We start from the raw sequence: 23,499 nt of genomic DNA, 5'->3' as shown, positions 1-23,499 counted from the left end.
GCACGTATCCTCACCGAAATCGCAGTCCCTAGACTGTCGCGGTGAGCAAGAACCCCCTGCGCCGGATCTCGGACGCGGTGCTGTTGACCAGCATGCGCCCCCCATTGACCGAGTATCTGGGCCGCGGCCCCGAGGTCGAACTGCGCGGGAAGCGCATCCTGATCACCGGAGCGTCCTCCGGTATCGGGGAGGCGTCGGCGATCAAGCTGGCCAAGCTCGGTGCCAGCGTGATCGTGGTGGCTCGCCGCGCCGAATTGCTCGAGACCGTCACCGCGAAGATCCGTGACAACGGTGGCATCGCCGAGGCGGTCACCGCCGACCTGTCCGATCTGGACGCCGTCGACGCGCTCGCCGCCAAGGCCCTCGACAGCCACGGTGGCATCGACATCCTGATCAACAACGCCGGACGGTCCATCCGCCGCCCGCTGATCGAGTCGCTGGACCGCTGGCACGATCTCGAGCGCACCATGACGCTCAACTACTACGCCCCGCTGCGGCTGATGCGTGCCCTGGTGCCCGGCATGATCGCCCGCGGCGACGGCCACGTCATCAACGTCTCCACCTGGGGCGTGATGAACGAATCCTCCCCGCTGTTCGGGGCGTACCAGGCCTCCAAGGCGGCGCTGACGGCGATCAGCCGGGTGGCCGAGACCGAATGGTCGGGCAAGGGCGTGCACTCGACGACGCTGTACTACCCGCTGGTGAAGACGCCGATGATCGAGCCGACCAAGGAGTTCGTGGCCATGCCCGGACTGTCCGCCGAGGAGGCCGCCGACTGGATGGTCACCGCGGCGAAGACCCGGCCGGTGCGCATCGCCCCGCGCATGGCGGTGACCGCGAAGGCGATCGACAGCGTGGCGCCGGGTCTGCTCGGCGTCTTCATGAAGCGCGGCGTCACCGATTCGTCGTAGACACTCGTCACCGATGCGGATCCTGGAGTGGCTACAGCAGCGCGACCCCGAGTACGACGCGCTGCGCCGAGCCGCCAGGGCCGCGATCGTGGTGCCCATCGCCGCGGCCGCCAGTTTCCTGGTCGCCGGCGACAGCCAGGCCCCGATGTTCGCCATCTTCGGTTCCGTCGCGCTGCTGATCATCACCGACTTCCCGGGGAACCGGGAGGCCCGCGCGCTGGCCTACGCGGGCCTCGGATTCAACGGCGCGGTGTTGATCACCGCGGGCACGCTGGTTGCGCCGTACCCGTGGCTCAGCGTCGGGTTGATGTTCGTGCTCGGTGTGACCGTGATGTTCAGCGGGGTGCTCAGCGAAACCGTCGCGGCGGGACAGCGTGCCACCCTGCTGACCTTCGTGTTACCGGCCTGCACCGCGCCGGGTCCCATCGGTGAACGCCTGACCGGCTGGCTGGTCGCGCTGGCCGTGTGTGTGCCCGCCGCGTTGTTCCTGTTCCCGCCGCGGCATCACGACGACCTGCGCCGGCACGCGGCGGGAGTGTGCCGCGCGCTCGCCGATTGTCTGGAGGGGGCGGGCTCGACCAAAGATGTCACCCGCGCGATGAACGCCCTGTGGGCCAACTTCGTCAACGCCGACTTCCGGCCGGTTGCCCTGACGGCCGGCAGCCGGGCGCTGGTCCGCGTCGTCGACGACCTCGGATGGCTGGCCGATCAGATCACCGACCGCACCGGCGCGGCACTCGGGGATATGCGGCCGGCCATCGTCGCGGTGCTCCGCGACTGCGCGGCGGTCCTACAGATCTCCGATCCTCGGCTGCGTGCGGCCCGGGGTGCCGAACTCAGCACCGCCCTCGACGAACTACGCAAGGTCGCGCAAGGCCGTTACCGCGAGGACATCGAGCAGATCCTGGCGATACCCAATGACGAGACCGCCGTCGAGGTCGGGCGCAGCCTGTTGGGGCGCCGCACCTTCTCGGCGACGGTCGGGGTCACCGGGCGCATCATCCGCAACGCCGCGCTGGCCGACGCCCGGCCGGTCTGGGCGCGTGTGCTGGGCCGGGGCCTGCCCCGCACCGGTGCGGCGGACTGGGTGATGCCCGAGACCACCGCCGTCGCGCAGATCACCAAGGGATTCCTGGCCGGGCGCGCACTGGTGGTGCGGAACAGCGTGCGCACCGGCCTCGGTCTGGCCTTGGCCGTCGCGGTGACCCACGTGTTCCCGGTGGAGCACGGATTCTGGGTGGTGCTCGGCGCGTTGTCGGTGCTGCGCAGCAGCGCGTTGACCACAGGTACCCGGGTGCTGCGCGCCGTGGCGGGGACGGCACTGGGTTTCGCCATCGGGGTGGCGGTCATCGAACTGGTCGGCGTCGATCCCGTCGTCATGTGGATGTTGTTGCCGGTGGTGGCCTTCGGTTCGGCCTTCGTACCCGAGATCGCGTCGTTCGTCGCCGGCCAGGCAGCGTTCACCATGATGGTGCTCATCATCTTCAACCTGATCCAGCCGTCGGGGTGGGCCGTCGGACTGATCCGGGTCGAGGATGTCGTGGTCGGGGCGCTCGTGGGTGTCGCCGTATCGGTGCTGCTGTGGCCGCGCGGCGCGTCCACCCAGGTCAGCAAGGCTGTCGGCCGGGCCCACGCCGCCGGTGCGGAGCTGCTCAAAGCCGGTGTGCTGCGGGTCATCCGGGGAGCTTCCGAGACGGCCGACAACCGTGTCTTCACGCTCAGCCGACGCGCCCTTGAGGCCAGTCGGATACTCGATGACACGCTGCGACAGTATCTTTCGGAGAACGGTGGGCATGCCGACCGACGGGCTCCCACGGTGCGGGCGGCCAATCGGGTGGTCCGGCTGCGGGCGGCCGCCGAGTTGATCGCCGATGTCATGCCACCGCCGCACGGGGTGTATCCGCGAGCGCGGGAACTGCTGGAGGAGCATGCCGCTGCGGTGTGCCAGCAGGGTGTGTCGGGGCCGCCGATCAGCGATGATTTCGTGTTGGCGCTGCGCGCCGAGAACACCCGCGACGATCTCGCGGTATCGGCGGCGCTGCCACTGCTGACCGTCGCGGCCCATCTGGGCGAGCTGGAGCTGCTGTATCCGCGCGGCTGAGGTCAGGGACGGGTGATAGTGCGCGGCGTCAACCCGAGCGTGCGCACGTGCGTGGCGATCTCACCCAGGCTGGTGGTCCAGACGTCGGTGCGCTCCACGACGTAGCGCATCAGATCGCCGAGTTCGGCTGCGCGCGAAGCCCGTCCAGTCAGGAACGGATGATTGGTCAGCACCCAGCACGCGCCGGCGCTCCGCAGCGCATCGAACTCCAGCTGCCACAGTTCGCGGGCTTTGCGCGGGCTCTCGATGGTTCCGCTGTAGATGTCCGGCAGGTAGCAGTACTGCTCCCAATCGTCGAGTGCCCACTGGATAGGGATCTCGACCAGCGACCCCTCCCCCACCGCAAGCTCGTAGGGATGGTCGGAATCCATCAGCGATGAGTCGTACAGAAATCCGCGCTCGGCGAGCAGTTCCGGTGTCCGCCACGACAGATCCCACATCGGCGCACGGTAGCCACTCGGACGCACCCCGGCCACCTCGGCCAACGCCTCCAGCCCGCGATCGAGCGCCTCGATCTCTTCCCCCAGCGTCAGCGCCGTCGGCTGCTCGTGCAGATACCCGTGATGGGCGATCTCGTGCCCGGCCGCCACGATCGACCGCACCGCCTCGGGATAGCGATGCGCGGTATGCCCCGGCACGAAGAACGTCGACCGGATCTGATGACGCTCCAGCAGGTCGAGAATGCGCGGGATACCGACCAGCGGGCCGTAGGCCTGGTGGCTCATCACACTCATTCTGGCGGCCACCGCCTCATTGCCCCACAGCACCGCCGACTCGGCATCCACATCGAAGGTGAACGCCGCGGCCGCCACTTTCCCTGCGGGCCAGGATATTTTGCCGTCGCTGCGCTCGCCCCAGGGTGTTTTCCCGTCGCTGTGCTCGCCCGGACCGAACTCAGACATCTTCGGCCATCAGGGTGATCAGCTCGTATCCGATATTGGCCGCGGCCACCGCCGTCACGTCGGCGGTGTCATAGGCCGGCGCCACCTCGACGACGTCGGCGCCCACGATGTGCAAACCGCGCATCGCCCGCAGGACGGCCACCAGTTCCCGGCTGGTCATCCCGCCGATCTCCGGGGTACCGGTCCCTGGCGCGAACGCCGGGTCGAGAACATCGATATCGATCGACACGTAGACCGGATGCTCACCCACCCGTTCTCGGATCCGTTCGATGACACCGTCGATCCCGATGCGGTCGATATCGCGGCAGTGCACGATGGTGAATCCCAACGATTCGTCATCGAGCAGATCGGCTCTGTCATAGAGCGATCCGCGGATCCCGACGTGCGCCGAGTGCCCCTTGACCAAGAGACCCTGCTCGACAGCCCGGCGGAACGGCGTGCCGTGTGTGCACGGCGCACCGAAGTAGGTATCCCAGGTGTCCAGGTGGGCGTCGAAGTGCACCAGGGCAACCGGCCCGTGCACCCGATTGACGGCCTGCAGCGCGGGCAGCGCGATGGTGTGATCACCGCCGAAGGTCAGCACCCGCTGTCGCGGGGTGGTCAACAGGGCAGCGATACCCTCGCGCACCTCGTCGACCGCGGCATCGATATCGAATGGGTTGGCCGCAATATCCCCGGCGTCGACCACCTGTGCCTGTGCGAACGGGCTGATGCCCAAGGCCGGGTTGTAGGGCTTGAGCAATCTGGATGCCTCGCGGATTGCGGCGGGACCGAACCGAGCCCCGGGCCGGTAGGTGACCCCGCTGTCGAACGGCACCCCGACGACGGCGATGTCATAACGCTGAACCTCGTGACGCTGCGGCAGGCGGGCGAAGGTTGCCAGCCCGGCGTAGCGCGGCACCTGCTGCGCGTTCACCTGCCCGATATTGCCCGACGCCGACCGCACGTAGCTGTCCTGGCCGTCCACCGTCTCCCTCTCCCTCATGCTCTGCTCCTGGTCGATCCGCCGTTGCAGGAGATGACCTGCCCGACGACGGCCGCCACCTCGAAATCGGCGAGCAACTCGACCGCGGCCGAGATCTCATCCGGTCGACCGATGCGGCCCAACGGAATTCCCGCCGCGTACCGGGCGTGCATGTCCACCAGGTCGATTCCGGCAGCATCGGCATCGACCTGGAGTTGCGGGGTATCGGTGACGCCCGGCGCGACCGCATTGACGATGATGCTCTCCGGCGCCAGTTCGCGGCCGAGACCCTTGACCAAGGCGATCAGACCGGATTTGGCGGCCGCGTAGGCGGTGGCCTCCGGCCACCCGGTGACACCCCACTCGCTGGCGATCACCACGACGCGGCCCTCGGATCGAGCCCGCATGTGCGGCAGCACGGCCTGTATCAGGTGGTAGGTGCCACCGAGGTTGGTGTCGACGATGCGCCACCAGTCCTGCTCGTCATGCTCGAGCAGAGGGGACATCGTCATGTAGGCGTGGTTGGCCACCAACACGTCGAGGCGACCGGTGCGCGCGGCCACCGCGTCGGCGATGCGCAGGCACTCCCCCGGATCGGAAACGTCACCGGGAACGGCGAATCCGCCGATCTCCTCGGCCAGCGCTTCCAGGCCAACGCTGGGGCGAATATCGTTGACGGCGACCGTCATTCCCCGGCCGGCCAGCCGGCGTGCGTGCGCGGCACCCATCCCCTGCGCCGCGCCCGTGATCAGCGCGACCCTGCTCATATCACCGCTCCGGAGTTGACGTTGACGACATCACCGACGCTGAACGTCGCGTCGCAGACCAGGTATTCGACACAGCGAGCCACCTCGACCGGGGTGGCAAGCCTGCGCAGCGGCAGGGTATCCAGATACTCCTTTGCCCGCCACGGGGAATCGGCATCCAGCAGCGGGGTGTCGGTGGGCCCGGGTGCGACGGCGTTGACCCGCACCCCGGATCCGGCGACCTCGGCGGCCAGGCTACGGACCAGACCGATGATCGCCCCCTTGGCCGCGACGTAGTGACTCTCCTGGTCACCACCGCCGACGGCGAGCTCGCTGGCCACCGCGACCACCGCACCCGATCCGGCCGCCAGCATGTCGGGCAGGCACGCGCGCGTCGCGTTGAACAATCCGCCCAGGTGCACCCGCAGCATCCGTCGCCAGGACGCCGCATCGACCTGGTCGATCAATGCCATCTCGTAGTATCCGGCCGAGGTCACCAGCGCGGCGACCGGGCCCAGGGTCGAACGGATCTCGGCGACGGCCGCCGCCACCGCGCCGTGATCGGAAACATCGACGGCCACAGCATGATCGGCGTCAACATCGGCCGAAAGGTCCAGCGCACCGATCCGGTAGCCGCGCCGGCGCAGCGCCTCGGCGGCGGCCGCGCCGATACCGCTGGCAGCACCGGTGACGACGGCCACCGGGCCCGGGTCACTCATGGGCGTCTGCGAACTCGTCACGGGATTCCACCTCGTCGATCACCGAGGCTTCGACGATACGCGAGCGCACGGTCGCCAGGATCGCCGTGCCGATCACCAGCAGCACCGCGATGCCGATCCAGACCGACCAGTCCAGGTAGCGCTGCTCGAAAGCTGCTCGCGGCCAGGCGATGTTGACGAACTGCAGTACCGCCCACACCACGGCCACCGCGGCGACGGGCAGGGTGGCCCGGCCCAGCGAGAAGTTGGCAGGCGTCCACGCCCTACGCACCAGCACGACCAGGAATCCGATGAGCGGGAACAGGAATGCCAGATAGAAACCACCCGCGGTGAAGTTGACCATCAGCGAGTAGATATCCCCGGCGACGATGCTGAGGCCGAACAGGGCGGCGCCGACTACCGTGGTGACCCCGATCGCCACCACCGGTATTCGGGCCGGACCGCGCAGCTGGGACAGCACCGCCGAGGCAGGCAACGCCCCGTCGCGGGCATAGGCCCAGATGACCCGCGATGCCGAGGTCTGCAGCGCCAGGAAGCTGGCCAGGAAACCGATGACGAACATCACCTCGACCGGACGCGCGATACCGTGACCGAGTGCGACGGTGAGGGTTTCGTACACCGGATCGCCGACCGCGCCGGCCGCGACGGCGTCCAGGTCCGGGATGGCCAAGATGATGGCGAGGCTGGAATAGCCGACGACCAGCGCGATGAACGCGAGCGAGAACAGCACGGCCTTGGGCAGGTATCGGCGCGGTTCGTGCACCTCCTCGGCGATCGACCCCGCGCTCTCGAAACCGACGAAGGACCACCCAATGAAGGCCACCGCCAGCAGGAACGGCCCACTGAGCCAGGTCCAGATGTCCACCTCGGGGCCACCACCGGTGAACAGCACCGACAGCGAGTTCTGCCGATGGAACAGCAGCAGCCAGGTACCCAGCACCACCGAGCCGATGACCTCGGCGATGATGCTGCCGACCATGAAGATCTTCAGCGCCTGCCGGCCGGCCAGATTGACCGCGGTGCCGGCCAGCAGGATGGCCAGCGCGATGAGCGCCAGCGTCGTCCCCGAGGGCTCCTCGACACCGAAGATGTTGGCGGTGAAGCCAGCCGCGCCAAGGGCGACCGTGGCCATCGCGATGACCAGCGTCCACATATAGGCCCAGCCCGCAAACCAGCCGTAGGTGGTGCCCAGCAGCCGTCGCGACCACTGGTAGATGGACCCTTCCAACGGCCAGCGCGACACCAGCATCGCGAACACCAGCGCGACCAGGAACTGGCCTGCGAACACCAGTCCGAAGCCCCACCAGAAGCTCGGACCGGCCGCCGACAACGCCAACCCGAAGATTCCGTACAACGCGACGATCGGCGAGATGAAGGCGAAGGCGAACGCAAACGCCGACCAGAGGGAGAACTCGCGGCGCAATACCTGTGGCTCGGTCATCAACGAACTATCACGCCCCCGGCCGTACCGCCGCCATCGTTGGCGGCGAAGACGCTGCGAACCCACCACCGGCGCCGCCGACCATTGGAGGATCGCACAACCAAACCGGGTGTGCAGATGACGGTGACGTTACGATCGACCGATGGCAGAGTCCGACCGCGACGACGACGCGCGTGCGCCGACGTTCACCGACCTGCTCGAACGCTCCCGGCTCGGACTGCACCGCATCGACACCGGGCCGGCCGCCACGGACCGCCAGATCACCTGGTCACACACCACCGAACTGCGCGACCCGTCGCGGTATCTGCGCGGCGGTGAGCTGGTCTGCACCGTCGGTATCAGCCTGCAGGCCCCCACCGACAGTGCCGCCTTCGTCGCCTCGGCGCACGCCGCCGGGGCGGCCGGCATCTGTTTCGGGATCGGCGATGTGCACGATGCGGCGCCGCAGGCTCTGATCGATGCGTGCCGCGACCACGGGTTGCCACTGCTGATCGCACCGCCGGAGGTGCCGTTCGCCATGGTGAGCCGCTATATCGCCGACTTCCGGTTCGGCGGTGCGGTCGCCACCGCACGGGCCACCAACGCGCTTGTGCCCGAACTGCTTTCCTCCCAGCGACGACGCGAGTCGAGTCGGGAGCTGCTGGACCGGGCCGGGCAGGTGCTGGGCTGTTACTTCCTACTGGAGCCACCGGGAGCGCCGATCGAATCCGGCGCGGTAACCGCGGCGGTCGACGGGATGGGCACGCTGGCGTGGGTCGGGCGCGGCGAACCGCCCGAGGCGGCCGTCCTGGAGGTCATCGCCCGGTTCCTGGCGGCTTCCCAGGGTGAGCGCGATATCGAGGCCGCACTCTCCCGTGAACGCATCGGCCAGCTGCTGTCGCTCGTCGAACGACGGATGCTGCTCCCCGACGCGCTGCACCAATTGTTGGACTGGCCGGGCCTGGCTGCCCCGGACATCGACTGTTCGGCGTGGCCTGCCGGTGCGGGGGCGTTGTTGTCGATGGCCTTTCCCGATGCTCTGGTCGCCGACGCCCCGGAGGTGTGCCTGGTGCTCAGCACCGGGGCCGACAAACCGATCGAGACGGCCACCGATCTGGCCATGCCCTCCGGGCACGCGACCGCGGCACCCCTGAGCGAGCTGGGCACGTCCATCAGCCAGGCCCGGGTCGCGCTCGATCTGGCCAGGCAGCGCGGCGGCAGCATCGGGCCCGACCAGCTGAGCACCTTCACCAGCCTGCTGGAGGGGCTGCCGCCCAGTCGGCTCACACCGTTCAAGACCCAGTTGATCGATCCACTGCTGGCGCTCGATCGCGATCGGGGCACCCAACACATCCGCACCCTGCGTGTGTTCCTTGCCGCGAACGGCTCGCTGATCGACACCGCCCGCGAGCTGTTCCTGCACACCAACACCGTGCGGCACCGGCTGGCCAGGATCCGTCAGATCACCGGACGCAACCCACTGGACTTCGAGGACCAGGCCGCTTTCACCATCGGCCTGCGGGCCGCCGACCGTGGTGCTTGAGGACGGCAGTCGCTGCCACCGGAACGCAGGATCGCGTGATAGACACTTGGGTATGGAGATCCTGGCCAGCCGGATGCTGATGCGGCCGGCCGACTATCGGCGATCGGTGGAGTTCTACCGCGATCGCATCGGCCTGGCCGTCGCACGCGAGTACACCGGCGGCACCGTCTTCTATGCGGGCCAGTCATTGATCGAAATCGCCGGCCACGGTGGCCCGTCCGCCGGCGGGAGCCTGTGGTTGCAGGTGCGCGACGTCTATGCCACCCAGGACGAGTTGGCCGGTCGCGGTGTCGAGATCGCCCGGGCCGCGGTCCGGGAGCCGTGGGGTTTGCACGAGATGCACGTCTGCGATCCCGACGGGGTGACGCTGATCTTCGTCCAGATTCCCGACGACCATCCGTTGCGTCGCGACACCCGGAGCTGACAGTGGCCAAATCGGTGTTGGGACGCGGCACGGCACGGACCCGGGTGCTGGAGGCTGCGTTGACGTTGTTCGGTGAACACGGTGTCAGCGGCACCACGCTGCAGATGATCGCCGACAGTATCGGGGTCGGGAAGGCCTCGGTCTACTACCAGTTCCATTCCAAGGAAGAGATCGTCGCCGCCGCGGCGCAGCCGATGTTCGACGATATGGCCCGGGTGGTGACGATCGCCGAGGCGGTCACCGACCCGCGCACCCGCCGTGAGATCGCCATCAGTGGATTCATCGAGTTCAGCGTCCGCAACCGTCGGCTGGCCGCGGTGTTGGCAGGCGATCCGGTGTTGGAGGGCATGATCGAGGCCCGCGAAGACCTCAGTGACCTGGTGGAGCGCTTCACCAATCTGTTGTTGGGCGGTGGGCACGGCCCGGCAGGGCGGGTGGTCATCTCGATGGTCACCAACGGTGTGTACGCCGCGGTCACCGATAAGGCGCTCGAGGATGTCAGTGACGAGGATCTGCACCGCACGCTGCTGGCCGCGACCCAGCAGTTGCTGCGCGACACCGCATATTTCGACTGACGGCCGCGCTCACCAGACCCAGACACCGGGATCGGCCGGCGGATAGCCGGCACAGACCTCGGTCCCGTGCGCGACAACGCCCTTGTTGTTGAAGAAGAGTTTGACCCAGTTCGGCCAGTTCCAGGCCAGCTGCTCGTAGAAGGCGTTGGTAGCGGTGTCCTCCGAGTACTGCCGGCGCCCGGCATAGTCCATCGAGAAGAACCAGGTGATCCGATCACGTGCGGCCCGTTGCACTTCCGGCGACTTGTTGTTGTAGTCGATCATGTAGCGCTCGTAGTACACCGGATCGGTATCGCGCACCGCGGCCATGTACTGATCCACCGTGCACGTGGTCTTGAGCATATTGCTCGGGATCGGGTACTCGTCGGTGGCATCGGCAGCAGCCACGCCGGGCGTCAGCGTGACCACGGCCGCGGCGGCGAACCCGGCCAGCGCAAACCTGTTACGGCTCATGGCGTTACTCCTTATCAGTGGAGGCCTGGGTCAAGACATGGGTGAGCTCCGGGCAGTACGCCGGGATACCGGCCCCGACGAACTGCCAGGCCTGTTCGGTGCTCGACCCGTTCTGTAATTGGTCGTGCACGAACTTCGCCGAGGCGTACACGTCGGCGTCCACCCCGCGGTGCAGGCGTTTGCACATGATCTTGGCGATCCAGGCGTTGAAATCCTTCTGCCCGTAGACGCCATAGGTGTGCAACTGATCGGCGAAGGCCTCGTCACGATCTGCCTGGGCGACCGGTGCGGCCACAAAAGCGGTCACCGCGGCACCGGCGGCCAGCATCGATGCGATCCGTGAATTCCTCATCACACCAACACATCCTGAGGTCGTCGTTGAATGGGCGGCCAGGGTTGCGGCTTGGGACGCTGGCGCACCTGCTGAGGCCACCAGAACCACTTGCCCATGAGCGCGGCGATCGAGGGTGTCATGAACGATCGGATCACCAGGGTGTCGAACAACAGACCCAGCCCGATCGTCGTGCCGACCTGGCCCATGATGGTCAGGTCGCTGACCGCCATCACCATCATGGTGAACGCGAACACCATGCCGGCCGCGGTGACCGTCGAGCCGGAACCGCCCATGGCACGGATCATCCCGGTGCTCAACCCGGCGTGGATCTCCTCCTTGAGCCGCGACACGACCAGCAGGTTGTAGTCCGCACCCACGGCCAGCAGGATGATCACCGCCATCGGCAACACCATCCAGTGCAACTCGATACCGAGCAGGTGTTGCCACAGCAGCACCGACACTCCGAAGGACGCGCCGAGGGAGAGCACCACGGTGCCCACGATGACCGCCGCGGCCACGATGGCCCGGGTGAGCAGCAGCATGATCAGGAAGATCAGGCAGATGGCCGCGATACCGGCGATCAGCAGGTCATAGCGAGTACCGTCGGCCATATCCTTGAACGTCGACGCGGTGCCGCCCAGATAGATCGTCGAGCCCTCCAGCGGGGTGCCCTTGATCGCATTCTTGGCCGCGGTCTTGATCGGTTCGATCTTCTCGATACCCTCGGCCGACATCGGGTCGCCCTCATGGTTGATCATGAACCGCACCGCATGCCCGTCCGGGGACAGGAACTGTTCCAAACCCTTTGCAAAATCCGGGTTGTCGAACGCCTCGGCAGGCAGATAGAACGAGTCGTCGTTCATCGCATCGTTGAAGGCCTTACCCATTTCGGTCGAGGTCTCGCTCATGATGCGCTGCTGCTCCTGCATACCCGCCTGGGTCTGCTGCATGGTCAGCATCATCTCCTTCATGTTGACCATGGTCTGCTTCATCTCGGGCATGATCGCGATCATCTGCGGCATCAGTTCGTTGAGCCGATGCATCTGCGGCATCATGTCGTTCATGTTGGTGGTCATCACGTCGATGCCGTCGAGCACGTCGAAGACGGACCGGATGGACCAGCACATCGGGATGTTGAAACAGTGCGGTTCCCAATAGAAGTAGTTGCGCATCGGGCGGAAGAAGTCGTCGAAGTTGGCGATGCTGTCCCGCATGTCCTCGATGTCACCGACCATGAGGTCCATCGAGGACACCATCTTGGACGTGGTGTCGGCCATTTGCTCGGTGATGGCCTGCATCTTGTCCATGCTCGCGATGGTCCGGTCCATGTCCGCAACCTGGTTGGACATATCGGCGGTGCGGTCTTGGTTGTACTTCTCGTTCAACCGTTGCAGCGTGCTGTTCTGACTGATCATGTACGGGATCGAGGTGTTCTCGATCGGCGTGCCGTCGGGCCGGGTGATGGTCTGCACGCGCCCGATTCCGTCGACCTGGAAGATGGCCTTCGCGATCTTCTCGATCACCAGGAAGTCGGCGGGATTGCGTAGGTCCCGGTCACTTTCGATCATCAGGATCTCCGGATTCAACCGCGCCGGCGAGAAGTGCCGTTCGGCGGCGGCATAACCCTCGTTGGAGCTGATGTCGTCCGGCAGATAGAGGCGGTCGTTGTAACTCGTCTTGTAGCCGGGCAATGCCAGCAGACCGATCAGCGAGACCGCGATGGTGGTGATCAGGATGGGTCCGGGCCAGCGGACCACCGCGGCACCGACCTTGCGCCAGCCACGTACGCGGGTGGCACGCTTGGGATCCAGGAACCGTCCGCCGACGGTGATCATGGCCGGACCGAAGGTCATGGCCGTGACGATCAGCACCAGCATGCCCACGGCCAGCGGCACACCGAGGGTCTGGAAATACGGCAGCCGGGTGAAGCTCAGACAGAACGTGGCACCGGCGATGGTCAGCCCGGAGCCGACGATCACATGAGCGGTGCCGCCGAACATGGTGTAGTACGCCTGCTCACGATCCTCACCGGCGCTCCTGGCCTCCTGGTACCGCCCGATGAGGAAGATCGCGTAGTCGACCGAGATCGCGATGGCCAAGGTGACCAGCAGACCGGTCGCGAACGTCGAGAGCCCGATGATCTCGTAATACCCGAGCGCGGCAACCGCACCCCGCACCGTCAGCAGGCTCACGGCCACCATCACGATCATCAGCACCATCGTCATGACGGAGCGGAAGATGATGAGCAGCATGACGATGATGACCAGGAAGGTCAGTGCCTCGATCAGTCGCATACTGCCGTGGCTGGCCTCGGTCTGTTCGGCCGTCATGGCCGCCGATCCGGTCACGAACACCTGCACGCCGTCGGGTGGCGGCATGCTCTCGACGATGTTCTTGACGGCCTCGATGGACTCCAGTGACTTTGCCTCGCCCTGGTTTCCGGCCAGGTTCGCCGAGACGTAGACGGCCTTGCCGTCGCCGCTCTGCACACCGGTCGCGGTCAGCGGATCGCTCCACAGATCCTGAACGTGTTCGACGTGGGCCTTGTCGGCCTCCAGTTTGGCGATCAGCTCCGAGTAGTACCGGCGGGTGTCCGCACCGAGGGGTTCCTGACCCTCCAGCACGATCATCACCGAGCTGTTCGATTCGTATTCCTGGAAGACCTCGCCGATGTGTTCGGTGGCGATGACCGCAGGGGCTTCCTTGGGGCTCATCGAGACCGACCGCAGCTCGCCGACCGCCTCAAGCTGAGGCACCGCGACGTTCAGGAAGACCGCAACGGCGATCCAGCCGAGGATGAACGGCACCGCGAGCTTGCGGAACACCCGCGCGACGCGGCCGAAATGTGCTGTCTGATGCGGTGATTGCACCGCGATCGGGCCGGTGGGCGCGTCGGCGCTGTGTGGCGGCTCGGCGCCGGCATGCGCCCCGCTCATGCGGACTTCACGATGCAGAAGGTCTGGACATTGGTGCCGGAGACCGTGCGCTCGTCCTTGAGTTCGCCGTCGACGAGCACGCGGCAACCCAAGAAGCTCGTCTTGCCCTGCGCCACGATATTGGCCGCCGCGGAGGGCTCGGTGGTCTGCAGGACGACCGACCAGGGCAGGATAGCGCCGTCCACCCGTTGCGGTTCACCGGCGAGATCGACGTAGTTCACGTCCACAGCAGCGCCTTCCGGGCCGAAGATCTCATAGGTCACCACTTTCGGGTCGAACGGCTCGGGGTCGTTGGCGAAGTTCACCGGAGTTACCAGCGGGGGGTCGGAGGCGAATACTCCGCGTATCCGGTCCACCGAGAAGCCGCCGACTCCGACGACCACGACGATGACCAGGGGTAACCACACCCGTTTGAGCAGCTGCATTCTCCCGACGTCCTTCCGCAGTGCCGACCAACACACGGCCGATAGCACTCATTGGCCATCGGACTCACACAAGTTATACAGTTGGCCAACTTCAAGCAAGCCGTACGGCTAATTGTGGCGTAGCCCATGCTTGAATATGGACAAGTCGTACGGCATACCGTGAAGGGGGCCAGATGCTCGGCGGACGCACCACCGCGCGCGAGCGCGTCATCGATGCCGCCGTCGAACTGTTCGCCGAACACGGCGTTCAAGGCACCTCGCTGCGCATGATCGCCGATCGGCTCGGCGTCGCCAAAGGCGCGGTGTACTACCAGTTCCGGTCGAAGGACGACATCGTATTGGCCCTACTGACACCGCTGTTCGATGCCATCGCGCGGGTCGTCGAAGAAGGCGAGGCGCAATCGTCACCGCAGCGCCGTCGTGATACCGCGATCCGCGGCCTCGTCGGCGTGGCCGTCGACCAGCGGCGCGCCTGCTGCCTGTTCCGGGGGGACCCAGCCGTCGACCAATTGGTCAGCCGACACGGGGAGTTGGTGGCACTCGCTGAGCGAATGCGGTCACTGCTGTCGGGTACCGATCCCACCCACAGCGAACGGGTGGCCCTGTCGGTGGCCTGCGCCGGCCTCTACTTCTGTACGACCGACCCGGGATTGCAGGACATCCCGGCGGCGGATCTACACGAGATCCTTCTTCGGGGTTTCCTGTCGTGCGTCAGCGGGCCGGAGCCGGCGCCAGCGGCCAGCCCACCGATGCCAGCCGCGACGCAACCTGGTGCAGTTCTTCGGGATTCGGTTCCTTGTCGGTGACCAGCTGGATGGCTCCGCTGATCTCGGCCTCGGTCACCGGGCTGATCCCGTCGCTGGAGCGCAACACCGACTTCGCGGCAGCCACGACCTCGTCTTCGGTCAGCGAGCGCTTCAGCAGCGCCAGCAGCGCGAAGTAGTCGGTCGGCGGCACGCCCTCCGGATAGCCTTGGTGCAGCCAGTTCAGGACGTTCTCCAGGACGTTCTTGTTTTCCGTCATCGCAGTCTCACTTCTTCGGCAGGAACGGGAACAGGTCGATTCCGGTGTGATGGATGATCGTCGCCCTGGTGATCCACAGCACGGCGGTGAGGATCACCCATCCCACGAAGACGAACAGGCCGATACCGAGGAACTTGAACGCCGGGTTGGGCGCCGCAGCTGTGGCATCACCACCGGCGGCACCGTCGGCACCACGCGAGTAGGCCACCAGGCCGAGCGCGAAGATCGCCGGCAGACCCGCACCGAGCACCAGTCCGACGCCGAGCACTTTGAGGATGCTCTCCAGGTAAGACATGTGAAATCCTTTGAGTCAGTGGACTATCGGGGCCGGCTCAGACCGACGCGGTGGGCTTTGCGACGGCGGCATCGCGCAGATCGGCAGGGATGACCGAGTTGGTCGAGTCGTCCCAGTCGGCGTTGACGTTGCTGTGGTCGACCTTCTGCTGCTGGGCGCGCCACCACATGTAGCCCGAGAGCGCGACCAGGATCGCGAAGATGAGACCGTCGCCCACCAGTGCCGACCCGGTCAGGGTCTTGACCCCATGGGACAACCAGTAGGACAACGCGCCGACCACACCGGCGGCGGGCAGCGTGATCAGCCAGGCCACCGCCATGCGGCCGGCCACCGCCCACCGCACCTCCGCGCCGGGCTTGCCCACACCGCTGCCGAGGATCGAGCCGGTGGCGACGTGGGTGGTCGACAACGCCATACCCGCCGCGCTCGAGCTCAAGATGATGGCAGCCGAGGAGGCCTCGGCGGCAAAACCCTGCGGGGACTCGATCTCGACGAGGCCCTTGCCGAGCGTCCGGATGACCCGCCAGCCGCCGAGGTAGGTACCGAGGCCGATGGCCACCGCACAGCTGAAGATGATCCAGAACGGCAGACCCTGTTCCTTCACATCACCGGTGAGGTGCCCGGTGGTGATGAGCGCCAGTGCGATGACCCCCATCGTCTTCTGCGCGTCGTTGGTTCCGTGCGACAACGCGACGAGTGAGGCCGTGGCGATCTGTCCCCAGCGGAAACCGTCCTTGCGCCGCTTCTCGGCGACGTTGCGCGTCAACCGGTAGACCAGCCAGGTGCCGCAACCGGCCACCAAGCAGGCGATTGCCGGGGCGGCGACGGCCGGGATAAGCACCTTCTGCGTGACGCCGGACCAGTTGACCCCGGCCAGTCCGAGCGCGGCCAGACCGGCACCGATAAGTCCGCCGAAGAGCGCATGCGACGAACTGGAGGGGATGCCGAACAACCAGGTGAGCAGGTTCCAGAGGATGCCGCCGATCAAGCCGGCGAAAATAATGGTCAAACCGGTCGAGGCATCGATGCCCGGGAGCAGCTGACCGGACTTGCTGTCCTGGACCTTGAGCACCGAGGTGGTGACGGTGACCGCGACCTCCACCGACAGGAACGCACCGATCAGGTTCAGCACACCGGCCAGCAGCACAGCGGTCTTGGGCTTGAGCGCGCCGGTGGCGATCGACGTGGCCATGGCATTTCCGGTGTCGTGAAAGCCATTGGTGAAGTCGAATGCCAGTGCCGTGGCAATCAGCAGCACCAGGATGATCAGCTCTGCGCTCATGGCCCTAATCCTGAGACATCCCTCAGCGTTTCGCGTAATTACGGCCAACTTGCCTGTCATCGCTGACCTGGGATTTCAGCTGTTTTCGTGACCCTGTTCACCAAACGTTCATCTGGGCGCCCCGTGCCGTTTCGACTGGCGGGCCGAGGCGGCGGATTCCGCTGGTATCTGGCAGGCTTCGGATGCGTGAACGGTTTCCTGGCGCGCATCGCCGCCTGGCTGACCGCCGGCTACCCGGAAGGGGTGCCGGGGCCCGACCGTGTCCCGCTGATGGCGCTGCTGACCCGCAGGCTGACCAACGAGGAGGCCGAGGCCGTCGCGCAGGATCTGATGAACCGCGCACATCTCGACGGCGGCCCTGTCGATCACGTGGATCTCAAGGTGATGATCACCGGGATCACCGACGAACTGCCCCGCGCCGAGGACATCGAACGGGTGCGACGTCGGCTGGCCATGCAGGGCTGGCCGCTCGACGATCCGCGCCCACCCGAACCCAAGGATCCGCCATCACCGTCCTGACCGCACTGCCCGTCGGCACCGGTGCCGCCGCTGCGGCGATCCTGCCGGAGCTGGAGGCCGCCCTGCACGGCACCGGGGCGCTGCTGCCGGTCCCCGTCGACGACCCCCGCCAGCATGAGCTGCTGGAATCGGCGTTGCGCGTGGGAGAGCCCATCGCCGAGGACATCTCGGTCGTGGTGTCCACATCCGGTACCACCGGCACACCCAAGGGCGCCCAGCTCTCGGCGAAGGCGTTGATCGCCGGGGCGAACGCCACCCATGACCGTCTCGGCGGACCCGGCAACTGGTTGCTCGCGCTGCCCGCCTACCACGTGGCCGGACTACAGGTGCTGATCCGCAGCATCGTCGCGGGCAGCAGCGTGGTGGCCCTGCCCGCGGGCTTCACCCCGCCCGATCTGGTCGACGCCGCGGCGCGGATGGGTCCTGGACGGCGCTACACCTCACTGGTGTCCAACCAGCTGGACAAGGCGCTGGCCGATCCGGCTGCCACCGCGGCACTTGCCGAATTCGACGCCGTGCTGATCGGCGGGGGCCCGCTGCCGACCGGGATACGCGAGCGGGCCACCGCCGCCGGGGTACCGATCGTGCGCACCTACGGCATGAGCGAGACCGCCGGCGGTTGCGTCTACGACGGGCTGCCCCTGGACGGCGTGCGGATCCGGCTCGACGACGGTCGGGTCGTGCTCGGCGGGCCGGCGGTGGCCTCGGGATACCGCAATCCCGTCACGCCCGACCCGTTCGCCGAGCCCGGCTGGTTTCGCACCGACGATATCGGCGTCCTCGACGACGCCGGGACGCTGAGCATCCTGGGCCGCATCGACGATGCGGTGAGCACCGGCGGCCTCACCGTGCTGCCACAGCTGGTGGAGAATGCGCTGGCCACCCACCCCGCGATCGCCGAGTGCGCGGTCTTCGGGGTGCCCGACCGTCGGCTCGGCCAACGGGTCGTCGCCGCGATCGTGCCGGCTCCCGGACACCGCGCACCGGATATCGACGCGGTGCGCACCCACGTCGGGCTGACGCTGGCCCCGACGGCCGCGCCCCGCGAGCTGCACATCGTCGACGCCCTGCCCCGGCGCGGTATCGGCAAGCTCGACCGGCGCGCCCTGATCGAACGCTTCAGCGGGCATGATGGGTCCGGTGAGCGCAACTGAGGTGACCACCGTCGAACAACTCCGAGCGATCGTCGGGCACCCGCACCAGGCGGTGGCCGACAAGGTGGCCGGCGCGCTGGCCGATGTGCACCGGGTGTGGCTGCAGAACTCACCGCTGTGCTTCGTGGCGACCACCGACGCCCAGGGCCGCGTCGATGTCTCCCCCAAGGGGGATCCGCCCGGGTTCGTGCACATCATCGATGACTCGACGATCGCTATCCCCGAGCGGCCCGGCAACAAGCGCGTCGACGGTTATCTGAATGTCCTGCAGAACCCGCATGTGGGCACACTGTTCGTCATCCCCGGCCGTGGCGACACCGTCCGGGTCAACGGCACTGCCAGAATCGTCTCGGACGCCGACTATTTCGATGCGCTAGCGGTACAGGGCAAACGACCGATCCTGGCCCTGGAGATCGCGGTCGAGGAGGTGTTCTTCCACTGCGCCAAGGCGTTTCTGCGTTCGGATGCCTGGAAGCCCGAGACCTGGAACCCGGAATCGGTGCCCAGCACCGCGCAGCTGGCCAAGTCCTTCAAGGCCGAACAGACACTTGCCGAACTGGAGGCCTATTACAGCGAGGAGAACTACCGCAGGCAGCTCTACTGATCGGGTGGGCGCACCAGGATGGCCCTGGTGTAGAGCAGGTGAAAGCCGCTGCGCTGCACGTTCTGCTGAGATCGCGAGCCCGGCGAGGTGGTGACTACCGCGATATCGGCACCCGTGGCCGCCGCGTCGCGCAGCCGGGCCGTCAGCAGGGCGCTCTGAATTCCGCGGCGCCGGTGCGCCGGTGCGGTCGCCGCCCCGGTCAACTGAGCCACCCCATCGGTGATGCGCAGACTTCCGCCCCCGGCGATCTGCCCGTCGCGCACCGCCACATAGGCGACCACGCCCGCGGTGGTGAAATCCCGTTGGGCACGCTCGATCACGTCCCGGCTGAACTCCTCCGGGCTGGGCACTCCCTCACCGTCGGGATGGGAGAATCCGTCGGTCATCACGTCCACCCAGGCATCGATCTCGTCGACGCGTGCCGGCCGGATGTCCATGCCGTCCGGAATCGGTTGTGTCGCACCATCGAGAGCGCGGCCGAGCACATCCTCGAATGCGAGCACGCGGTACCCACGACCGGCGAGCAGTTCCAAGACCTCCGGGTCGGCCAGGTTGCTCAGCTCGACCACGGTGGGCGCGCCGCGCTCACCGTTGGCACGTTCGACCGCGCCCAGTTCGGCGCCGGTGGGCACCCCGGCGAATCCCAGCCCGGCGACCTTGTTGAAGGGTGCGTCCGGCTCGCCGTAGGCGGCGACCCCGCCGGCCACCGGTATGGCGAAACCGCCGGTGCCGCGCCGCATGGCCACGGCCACCACGGCGCTGATCAGCGCGGCCTCGGCATGTTCGATACGCCGGGCCAACTCGATGCCACAGAACAGGACACTCACGGCGCCACACTCTGTCAGGACAACGACATCAGCGCCACATAAATAACGGTGCCCGCGAAGATGGACAACAGCGCGTGCCGCCGCCACAGCTGCAGACCCACCGTCACCAAGATCGCGATCAGCAGCCAGAGCTGTTGCCGCCCAGTGGCTTCCGGGGCATCGCGCACGGTGTAGAGGGCCAGCATCACCATCACCCCCAGCGGCATGTGCAGGCTCAGATACCGCACCACGGCGCTGTGCCGCATGGGGGCCAGCGCGGCGAACGGTAACGCCCGCAGTGCCCAGGTGAGCGCCGCGGCCACCCCGACCAGCAGCGCGATGTATCCGGTGTCAGGCACGGGTCACCCTCATTCGCACCACCAGCAGGACGGTGAATGCGGCGAACGCCCACAGCAGCATCTGCTCAGGTGCTAGCAGCCAGGCGCCGACCGCACAGACAGTTGCGGCCAGTGCGGTGCCGCGGTCCGGATGCTGCCGGTAGGCCTCGATGGCCAGCACGATGAACAGTGCGGTCAGCGCGAATTCGAGCCCGCTGAGGCGTTCGATCGGCAGCGCCGACCCGAGCAGGCCACCGAGGCCCGCCGACAGGGTCCAGGTGAGGTGCAATCCGCACTGCATGCCGAGGATCTGCCGGGAGGTCCAGGTGGCGGCCGCCGGGCTGACCGCGACGGCGAACGCCTCGTCGGAGAGCACGTAGGTGCTGTACGCCTTGCCGGGAACACCGCGCACGCGGTGCAGCGGGAAGGACAGCGCATAGAACACGTGCCGCGAGTTGACGATCAGCGTCGTCAACGCCACCACGGCCACGGGGGCCGCGGTGGCGGCCAGGCCCACCATCAGGAACTCCAGCGAGCCGGCATAGATCACCGCGGCGAAGACCGGGGCCCACCACCACGCCAGGCCGGCGTGTACCACCAGGAATCCCAGCGCCGCCCCCAACGGCAAAAATGCCAGCCCGATCGGGGCCGCCACACGCAAAACCGACATCTGGCCAGTTTGGCAGCCCCCGATTGCGGGTAGCCCGGCCGATCATGCGTACCGCCTTCATCGCTCAGATCGATCGGCTGACAGCCGATCTGGGGCAGATGTGTGCGCTGGCCGCCGTCACTGCCGCCGATGCCACGGCGGCAGTGGTCGATGCAGACTTCGAGGCCGCGCCGCGGGTGCGCGCCACCCTGCACCGGCTCGACCAGTTGAACAGGCGTATCGACAGGAGTGCGTTCGCCTTGCTGGCCCTGCATGCGCCGGTGGCACACGACCTGCGAGTCGTGATGTCGGCATTCTCCATCGCCGCCAACGCCGACCGAATGGGTGCGCTGGCGGCGAATATCGCCAAGACAGGTCCCGCCCCGGAATCGGCTCGCGATCTGTTCGCCCAGATGGGCAGCCAGGCCGTCTCCCTGGCCGAAACCGCCCACCGTGCCGTGCTTGGTGATGACGCCGCGGAGGCCGAACGTCTGCTGCGTGACGACGCCGTGATGAACGACCTGCACCGCGAGCTGCTCACCACCGTGCTGACCGATCGTTGGCCCCACGGTGTGCAGGCCGCCTCCGATGTCGCATTGCTCGGCCGGTTCTACGAGCGGTTCGCCGACAATGCTGTCGAGATCGCTCGCAAGGTGATCTTCCAGGCCCGCGGTGAGACGCCGCAGGCCGATCCTTCGCTGCACTGATCTGTGCTCGTATCTGCACTGAATCTGGCGCTGAAAACTGTGCGCTGTACCACCACACGCGCGCGTGTCGGTGCCCACAAATAACTGTCACGGATGTTAATAGAGTGATTTTTGTGAATAATGGGAACTTATGAGGTGCCGGTAGAGGGCCGGCGCCACCCCGAGGAGAGAAATGGCCGCGCGATTCCCGACCATGCTCGCCACCGCCGGACTGGCGCTCGCGTTGCTGCTCAGTCCGGCCACCGCCGCGACCGCATCGGCCGCCCCCGAGTGCTCCGACGTCGAGGTGGTGTTCGCCCGCGGTACCGACGAACCGGCCGGTATCGGCAAGGTCGGCAAGGCGTTCGTCGAATCGCTGCGCCCCATGCTCAAGGGCAAGACCATCACCACATACGCCGTGAAATACCCCGCCAGCTGGGATTTCATGAAGGCGGCGGTGGGCGCCAACGATATGAGCAAGCGCGTCCAGACCATCGTCGCGCAATGCCCGGACACCAAGATCGTGTTGGGCGGCTACTCCCAGGGCGCCGCCGTGGTCGACGTCGTCGCTACCGCCCCGATCGCCGGACTGGGTTACACCGCGCCGCTGCCCGCGGCCGCCGCGCCGCACATCACCTCGATCGTGGTGTTCGGTAACCCCTCGGCACGGATCGGCAATCCGCTGACCCGCATGAGCACGATCTTCGGCGCCCGCACGGCCGATCTGTGCGCGCCGGCGGATCCGGTCTGCTCGCTGGGCAGGGACTGGGACGCTCACGTCCAGTATCCGGAGTCGGGCCTGGTCAAGCTGGGTGCCGAATGGACCGCCAAGCTGGTCAAAGCTGCGAAGCCGGCAACTCGGCAAGCGGAAGCAGCGGATACAGCGAGTGCGTCCCGCGCAGCCCCTTGAGTTCGGTCTCCCGCGGTGACCCGAGCGCGATGTCGTCCAGATCGCCGACTGCGGCGGCCACCGGCTCGCTGACCAGGATCTCGCCGCCCTCGGCCTGACCGGCGACCCGGGCCGCCATCGCCACGTCGAGGCCGAACAGATCATCGCCGCGCCGAACAGAGGTGCCCATGTGCACACCGATGCGCACCCGGATGGACTCCCAGCGCGACGCGTCGGCCAGGGCCTCCTGGATCTCGGCGGCACACCGCACGGCGTTCTCCGGGTCGGCGAAGGCGATCATGAAACCGTCGCCCTGATTCTTCACGACGTGTCCGCCATGCTTCTCGACCCGCGATTCGACCAACTTGTTGTGCTTGCCGAGCAGCCGGACCCAAGCCCGGTCCCCCATCGCCGCGTTGGCCTCGGTGGAGCCCTCGATATCGGAGAAGACGATCACGACCCGGCCGTCCGCGGTGAGGCGGGCCAGATCCGGCCGCTCCACGCGCGCCCATCCGGCCAGGTCCTCGATCGAGTTGCGCACCGTGGCGCCCAACCCCTTGGTGATGATCATGTCCGCCGTCTGGAACACGGTCTTGATGGCCATCGGCGCCACCCCGCGCCGCCGGCGGCGGCGCCGCCCCTCCTGCTCGGCCAACAGTTCGGCCAGCTGCGCGCGGGTCCTGCCGAGACGACGGCGGGTCACCAGGAACAGCACCAGGAAGGTGATCAGCGCCGCACCGAGCACTGCGACGACCACCAGCAGGACGATCTCGGTTGTCGGCACGCCTCGATTATCGCCCG

Annotated in this window: 27 protein-coding genes; 11 read left to right on the top strand and 16 right to left on the bottom strand. The window is 67.1% G+C overall.

The genetic code is table 11. The features are described from left to right. Window positions 1-41 precede the first annotated feature (41 nt). Entirely contained in the window at window positions 42-911 is an 870-nt protein-coding gene (locus IC40_RS0108555) for an SDR family oxidoreductase (protein WP_030134323.1), read from the top strand. A gap of 13 nt (window positions 912-924) precedes the next feature. Beyond that, the gene (locus IC40_RS0108550; protein WP_030134322.1) at window positions 925-3,012 is read left to right on the top strand and encodes an FUSC family protein; all 2,088 of its coding nucleotides are present in this window, start codon (window positions 925-927) and stop codon (window positions 3,010-3,012) included. Window positions 3,013-3,014: 2 nt separating this feature from the next. On the opposite strand, the gene IC40_RS0108545 is transcribed toward IC40_RS0108550, so the two are convergent. From IC40_RS0108545 to IC40_RS0108525, 5 genes are read right to left on the bottom strand one after another with little or no spacing between them, the layout of a single operon-like run. After that, window positions 3,015-3,914: a polysaccharide deacetylase family protein gene (locus IC40_RS0108545; RefSeq protein WP_234411702.1), complete on the bottom strand. Its 900-nt coding sequence runs from the start codon at window positions 3,912-3,914 to the stop codon at window positions 3,015-3,017. Then, window positions 3,907-4,899, bottom strand: a complete 993-nt coding sequence (gene speB, locus IC40_RS0108540; protein WP_042510069.1) for an agmatinase — start codon at window positions 4,897-4,899, stop codon at window positions 3,907-3,909. Before speB ends, IC40_RS0108545 begins: the two co-directional genes overlap by 8 nt. Continuing rightward, entirely contained in the window at window positions 4,896-5,645 is a 750-nt protein-coding gene (locus IC40_RS0108535) for an SDR family NAD(P)-dependent oxidoreductase (RefSeq protein WP_030134319.1), read from the bottom strand. The genes speB and IC40_RS0108535 overlap by 4 nt, the downstream gene beginning before the upstream one ends. After that, a complete protein-coding gene (locus tag IC40_RS0108530) occupies window positions 5,642-6,343 on the bottom strand; it encodes an SDR family NAD(P)-dependent oxidoreductase (protein ID WP_030134318.1) in 702 nt (233 codons plus the stop codon). Before IC40_RS0108530 ends, IC40_RS0108535 begins: the two co-directional genes overlap by 4 nt. Then, window positions 6,336-7,784, bottom strand: coding sequence for an amino acid permease (locus tag IC40_RS0108525; RefSeq protein WP_030134317.1), 1,449 nt, complete (start codon window positions 7,782-7,784; stop codon window positions 6,336-6,338). Before IC40_RS0108525 ends, IC40_RS0108530 begins: the two co-directional genes overlap by 8 nt. Before the next feature lie 142 nt (window positions 7,785-7,926). Between IC40_RS0108525 and IC40_RS0108520 the strand changes: the two genes are divergently transcribed. The 3 genes from IC40_RS0108520 to IC40_RS0108510 are packed head-to-tail and all read left to right on the top strand — an operon-like array spanning window position 7,927 to window position 10,305. Further along, on the top strand, window positions 7,927-9,306 hold the full coding sequence (locus IC40_RS0108520) for a PucR family transcriptional regulator (protein ID WP_030134316.1): 1,380 nt from the start codon (window positions 7,927-7,929) through the stop codon (window positions 9,304-9,306). A 52-nt stretch (window positions 9,307-9,358) separates the two neighbouring features. After that, entirely contained in the window at window positions 9,359-9,730 is a 372-nt protein-coding gene (locus IC40_RS0108515) for a VOC family protein (RefSeq protein WP_030134315.1), read from the top strand. A gap of 2 nt (window positions 9,731-9,732) precedes the next feature. Next, a complete protein-coding gene (locus IC40_RS0108510) occupies window positions 9,733-10,305 on the top strand; it encodes a TetR/AcrR family transcriptional regulator (RefSeq protein ID WP_030134314.1) in 573 nt (190 codons plus the stop codon). A gap of 9 nt (window positions 10,306-10,314) precedes the next feature. Here the strand turns inward: IC40_RS0108510 and IC40_RS0108505 are convergent, their stop codons facing one another. The 4 genes from IC40_RS0108505 to IC40_RS0108490 are packed head-to-tail and all read right to left on the bottom strand — an operon-like array spanning window position 10,315 to window position 14,453. Then, window positions 10,315-10,758 carry a DUF5078 domain-containing protein gene (locus IC40_RS0108505; RefSeq protein WP_030134313.1) on the bottom strand — a complete coding sequence of 148 codons (444 nt, stop codon included), beginning with the start codon at window positions 10,756-10,758 and terminating at the stop codon, window positions 10,315-10,317. Between the two features lie 4 nt (window positions 10,759-10,762). Further along, complete coding sequence (locus IC40_RS0108500; protein ID WP_030134312.1) at window positions 10,763-11,110, bottom strand: DUF732 domain-containing protein; 348 nt, start codon at window positions 11,108-11,110, stop codon at window positions 10,763-10,765. Next, window positions 11,110-14,028 (bottom strand): MMPL/RND family transporter, encoded by a 2,919-nt coding sequence (locus IC40_RS0108495; RefSeq protein ID WP_081843362.1) that lies wholly within the window; start codon window positions 14,026-14,028, stop codon window positions 11,110-11,112. Before IC40_RS0108495 ends, IC40_RS0108500 begins: the two co-directional genes overlap by 1 nt. Next, window positions 14,025-14,453, bottom strand: coding sequence for an MmpS family transport accessory protein (locus tag IC40_RS0108490; protein WP_030134310.1), 429 nt, complete (start codon window positions 14,451-14,453; stop codon window positions 14,025-14,027). Before IC40_RS0108490 ends, IC40_RS0108495 begins: the two co-directional genes overlap by 4 nt. A 173-nt stretch (window positions 14,454-14,626) precedes the next feature. Here IC40_RS0108490 and IC40_RS0108485 point away from each other — a divergent pair, with 173 nt between their 5' ends. Next, a complete protein-coding gene (locus IC40_RS0108485; protein ID WP_081843361.1) occupies window positions 14,627-15,259 on the top strand; it encodes a TetR/AcrR family transcriptional regulator in 633 nt (210 codons plus the stop codon). Here the strand turns inward: IC40_RS0108485 and IC40_RS0108480 are convergent. The 3 genes from IC40_RS0108480 to IC40_RS0108470 are packed head-to-tail and all read right to left on the bottom strand — an operon-like array spanning window position 15,165 to window position 17,053. Next, window positions 15,165-15,476: a DUF3349 domain-containing protein gene (locus IC40_RS0108480; protein ID WP_030134308.1), complete on the bottom strand. Its 312-nt coding sequence runs from the start codon at window positions 15,474-15,476 to the stop codon at window positions 15,165-15,167. The genes IC40_RS0108485 and IC40_RS0108480 overlap by 95 nt on opposite strands. 7 nt (window positions 15,477-15,483) lie before the next feature. Further along, window positions 15,484-15,771, bottom strand: coding sequence for a hypothetical protein (locus IC40_RS0108475; RefSeq protein WP_030134307.1), 288 nt, complete (start codon window positions 15,769-15,771; stop codon window positions 15,484-15,486). 37 nt (window positions 15,772-15,808) lie between these two features. Continuing rightward, entirely contained in the window at window positions 15,809-17,053 is a 1,245-nt protein-coding gene (locus IC40_RS0108470) for an inorganic phosphate transporter (RefSeq protein WP_030134306.1), read from the bottom strand. Between the two features lie 186 nt (window positions 17,054-17,239). Here IC40_RS0108470 and IC40_RS0108465 point away from each other — a divergent pair, with 186 nt between their 5' ends. Genes IC40_RS0108465 through IC40_RS0108455 form a run of 3 tightly spaced genes read left to right on the top strand, consistent with a single transcriptional unit; the run spans window position 17,240 to window position 19,330 of the window. Then, window positions 17,240-17,572 (top strand): DUF3349 domain-containing protein, encoded by a 333-nt coding sequence (locus tag IC40_RS0108465; RefSeq protein ID WP_036460150.1) that lies wholly within the window; start codon window positions 17,240-17,242, stop codon window positions 17,570-17,572. Beyond that, the gene (gene menE, locus IC40_RS0108460) at window positions 17,560-18,726 is read left to right on the top strand and encodes an o-succinylbenzoate--CoA ligase (RefSeq protein WP_191293511.1); all 1,167 of its coding nucleotides are present in this window, start codon (window positions 17,560-17,562) and stop codon (window positions 18,724-18,726) included. Before IC40_RS0108465 ends, menE begins: the two co-directional genes overlap by 13 nt. Next, complete coding sequence (locus tag IC40_RS0108455; protein ID WP_030134304.1) at window positions 18,704-19,330, top strand: pyridoxamine 5'-phosphate oxidase family protein; 627 nt, start codon at window positions 18,704-18,706, stop codon at window positions 19,328-19,330. Before menE ends, IC40_RS0108455 begins: the two co-directional genes overlap by 23 nt. Here the strand turns inward: IC40_RS0108455 and IC40_RS0108450 are convergent. Genes IC40_RS0108450 through IC40_RS0108440 form a run of 3 tightly spaced genes read right to left on the bottom strand, consistent with a single transcriptional unit; the run spans window position 19,324 to window position 21,144 of the window. After that, a complete protein-coding gene (locus IC40_RS0108450; protein ID WP_199900940.1) occupies window positions 19,324-20,148 on the bottom strand; it encodes a GNAT family N-acetyltransferase in 825 nt (274 codons plus the stop codon). The genes IC40_RS0108455 and IC40_RS0108450 overlap by 7 nt on opposite strands. Before the next feature lie 23 nt (window positions 20,149-20,171). Beyond that, a complete protein-coding gene (locus IC40_RS0108445; protein ID WP_030134302.1) occupies window positions 20,172-20,495 on the bottom strand; it encodes a branched-chain amino acid transport AzlD family protein in 324 nt (107 codons plus the stop codon). Then, window positions 20,488-21,144, bottom strand: coding sequence for an AzlC family ABC transporter permease (locus IC40_RS0108440; protein ID WP_030134301.1), 657 nt, complete (start codon window positions 21,142-21,144; stop codon window positions 20,488-20,490). Before IC40_RS0108440 ends, IC40_RS0108445 begins: the two co-directional genes overlap by 8 nt. A gap of 44 nt (window positions 21,145-21,188) precedes the next feature. On the opposite strand from IC40_RS0108440, the gene phoU reads away from it, so the two are divergent. Next, a complete protein-coding gene (gene phoU, locus IC40_RS0108435; protein WP_030134300.1) occupies window positions 21,189-21,830 on the top strand; it encodes a phosphate signaling complex protein PhoU in 642 nt (213 codons plus the stop codon). A 172-nt stretch (window positions 21,831-22,002) separates the two neighbouring features. Continuing rightward, the gene (locus tag IC40_RS0108430) at window positions 22,003-22,719 is read left to right on the top strand and encodes a cutinase family protein (RefSeq protein ID WP_030134299.1); all 717 of its coding nucleotides are present in this window, start codon (window positions 22,003-22,005) and stop codon (window positions 22,717-22,719) included. On the opposite strand, the gene IC40_RS0108425 is transcribed toward IC40_RS0108430, so the two are convergent. Then, the gene (locus IC40_RS0108425) at window positions 22,646-23,482 is read right to left on the bottom strand and encodes an adenylate/guanylate cyclase domain-containing protein (RefSeq protein ID WP_030134298.1); all 837 of its coding nucleotides are present in this window, start codon (window positions 23,480-23,482) and stop codon (window positions 22,646-22,648) included. The genes IC40_RS0108430 and IC40_RS0108425 overlap by 74 nt on opposite strands. Window positions 23,483-23,499: the final 17 nt, after the last annotated feature.

It is taken from the genome of Mycolicibacterium neoaurum ATCC 25795 (assembly GCF_000691525.1).
Lineage (GTDB): Bacteria > Actinomycetota > Actinomycetes > Mycobacteriales > Mycobacteriaceae > Mycobacterium > Mycobacterium neoaurum.
The sequence above is the reverse complement of the archived record's forward strand: the minus strand, read 5'-3'. Positions and strand labels throughout refer to the sequence as shown.

Coding starts and splice junctions, on each gene's coding strand:
- IC40_RS0108550 (WP_030134322.1), top strand. CDS start 925: ATGCGGATCCTGGAGTGGCTACAGCAGCGCGACCCCGAGTACGACGCG.
- IC40_RS0108545 (WP_234411702.1), bottom strand. CDS start 3,914: ATGTCTGAGTTCGGTCCGGGCGAGCACAGCGACGGGAAAACACCCTGG.
- speB (WP_042510069.1), bottom strand. CDS start 4,899: ATGAGGGAGAGGGAGACGGTGGACGGCCAGGACAGCTACGTGCGGTCG.
- IC40_RS0108535 (WP_030134319.1), bottom strand. CDS start 5,645: ATGAGCAGGGTCGCGCTGATCACGGGCGCGGCGCAGGGGATGGGTGCC.
- IC40_RS0108530 (WP_030134318.1), bottom strand. CDS start 6,343: ATGAGTGACCCGGGCCCGGTGGCCGTCGTCACCGGTGCTGCCAGCGGT.
- IC40_RS0108525 (WP_030134317.1), bottom strand. CDS start 7,784: ATGACCGAGCCACAGGTATTGCGCCGCGAGTTCTCCCTCTGGTCGGCG.
- IC40_RS0108520 (WP_030134316.1), top strand. CDS start 7,927: ATGGCAGAGTCCGACCGCGACGACGACGCGCGTGCGCCGACGTTCACC.
- IC40_RS0108515 (WP_030134315.1), top strand. CDS start 9,359: ATGGAGATCCTGGCCAGCCGGATGCTGATGCGGCCGGCCGACTATCGG.
- IC40_RS0108505 (WP_030134313.1), bottom strand. CDS start 10,758: ATGAGCCGTAACAGGTTTGCGCTGGCCGGGTTCGCCGCCGCGGCCGTG.
- IC40_RS0108500 (WP_030134312.1), bottom strand. CDS start 11,110: ATGAGGAATTCACGGATCGCATCGATGCTGGCCGCCGGTGCCGCGGTG.
- IC40_RS0108495 (WP_081843362.1), bottom strand. CDS start 14,028: ATGAGCGGGGCGCATGCCGGCGCCGAGCCGCCACACAGCGCCGACGCG.
- IC40_RS0108490 (WP_030134310.1), bottom strand. CDS start 14,453: ATGCAGCTGCTCAAACGGGTGTGGTTACCCCTGGTCATCGTCGTGGTC.
- IC40_RS0108485 (WP_081843361.1), top strand. CDS start 14,627: ATGCTCGGCGGACGCACCACCGCGCGCGAGCGCGTCATCGATGCCGCC.
- IC40_RS0108480 (WP_030134308.1), bottom strand. CDS start 15,476: ATGACGGAAAACAAGAACGTCCTGGAGAACGTCCTGAACTGGCTGCAC.
- IC40_RS0108475 (WP_030134307.1), bottom strand. CDS start 15,771: ATGTCTTACCTGGAGAGCATCCTCAAAGTGCTCGGCGTCGGACTGGTG.
- IC40_RS0108470 (WP_030134306.1), bottom strand. CDS start 17,053: ATGAGCGCAGAGCTGATCATCCTGGTGCTGCTGATTGCCACGGCACTG.
- IC40_RS0108455 (WP_030134304.1), top strand. CDS start 18,704: ATGGGTCCGGTGAGCGCAACTGAGGTGACCACCGTCGAACAACTCCGA.
- IC40_RS0108440 (WP_030134301.1), bottom strand. CDS start 21,144: ATGTCGGTTTTGCGTGTGGCGGCCCCGATCGGGCTGGCATTTTTGCCG.
- phoU (WP_030134300.1), top strand. CDS start 21,189: ATGCGTACCGCCTTCATCGCTCAGATCGATCGGCTGACAGCCGATCTG.
- IC40_RS0108430 (WP_030134299.1), top strand. CDS start 22,003: ATGGCCGCGCGATTCCCGACCATGCTCGCCACCGCCGGACTGGCGCTC.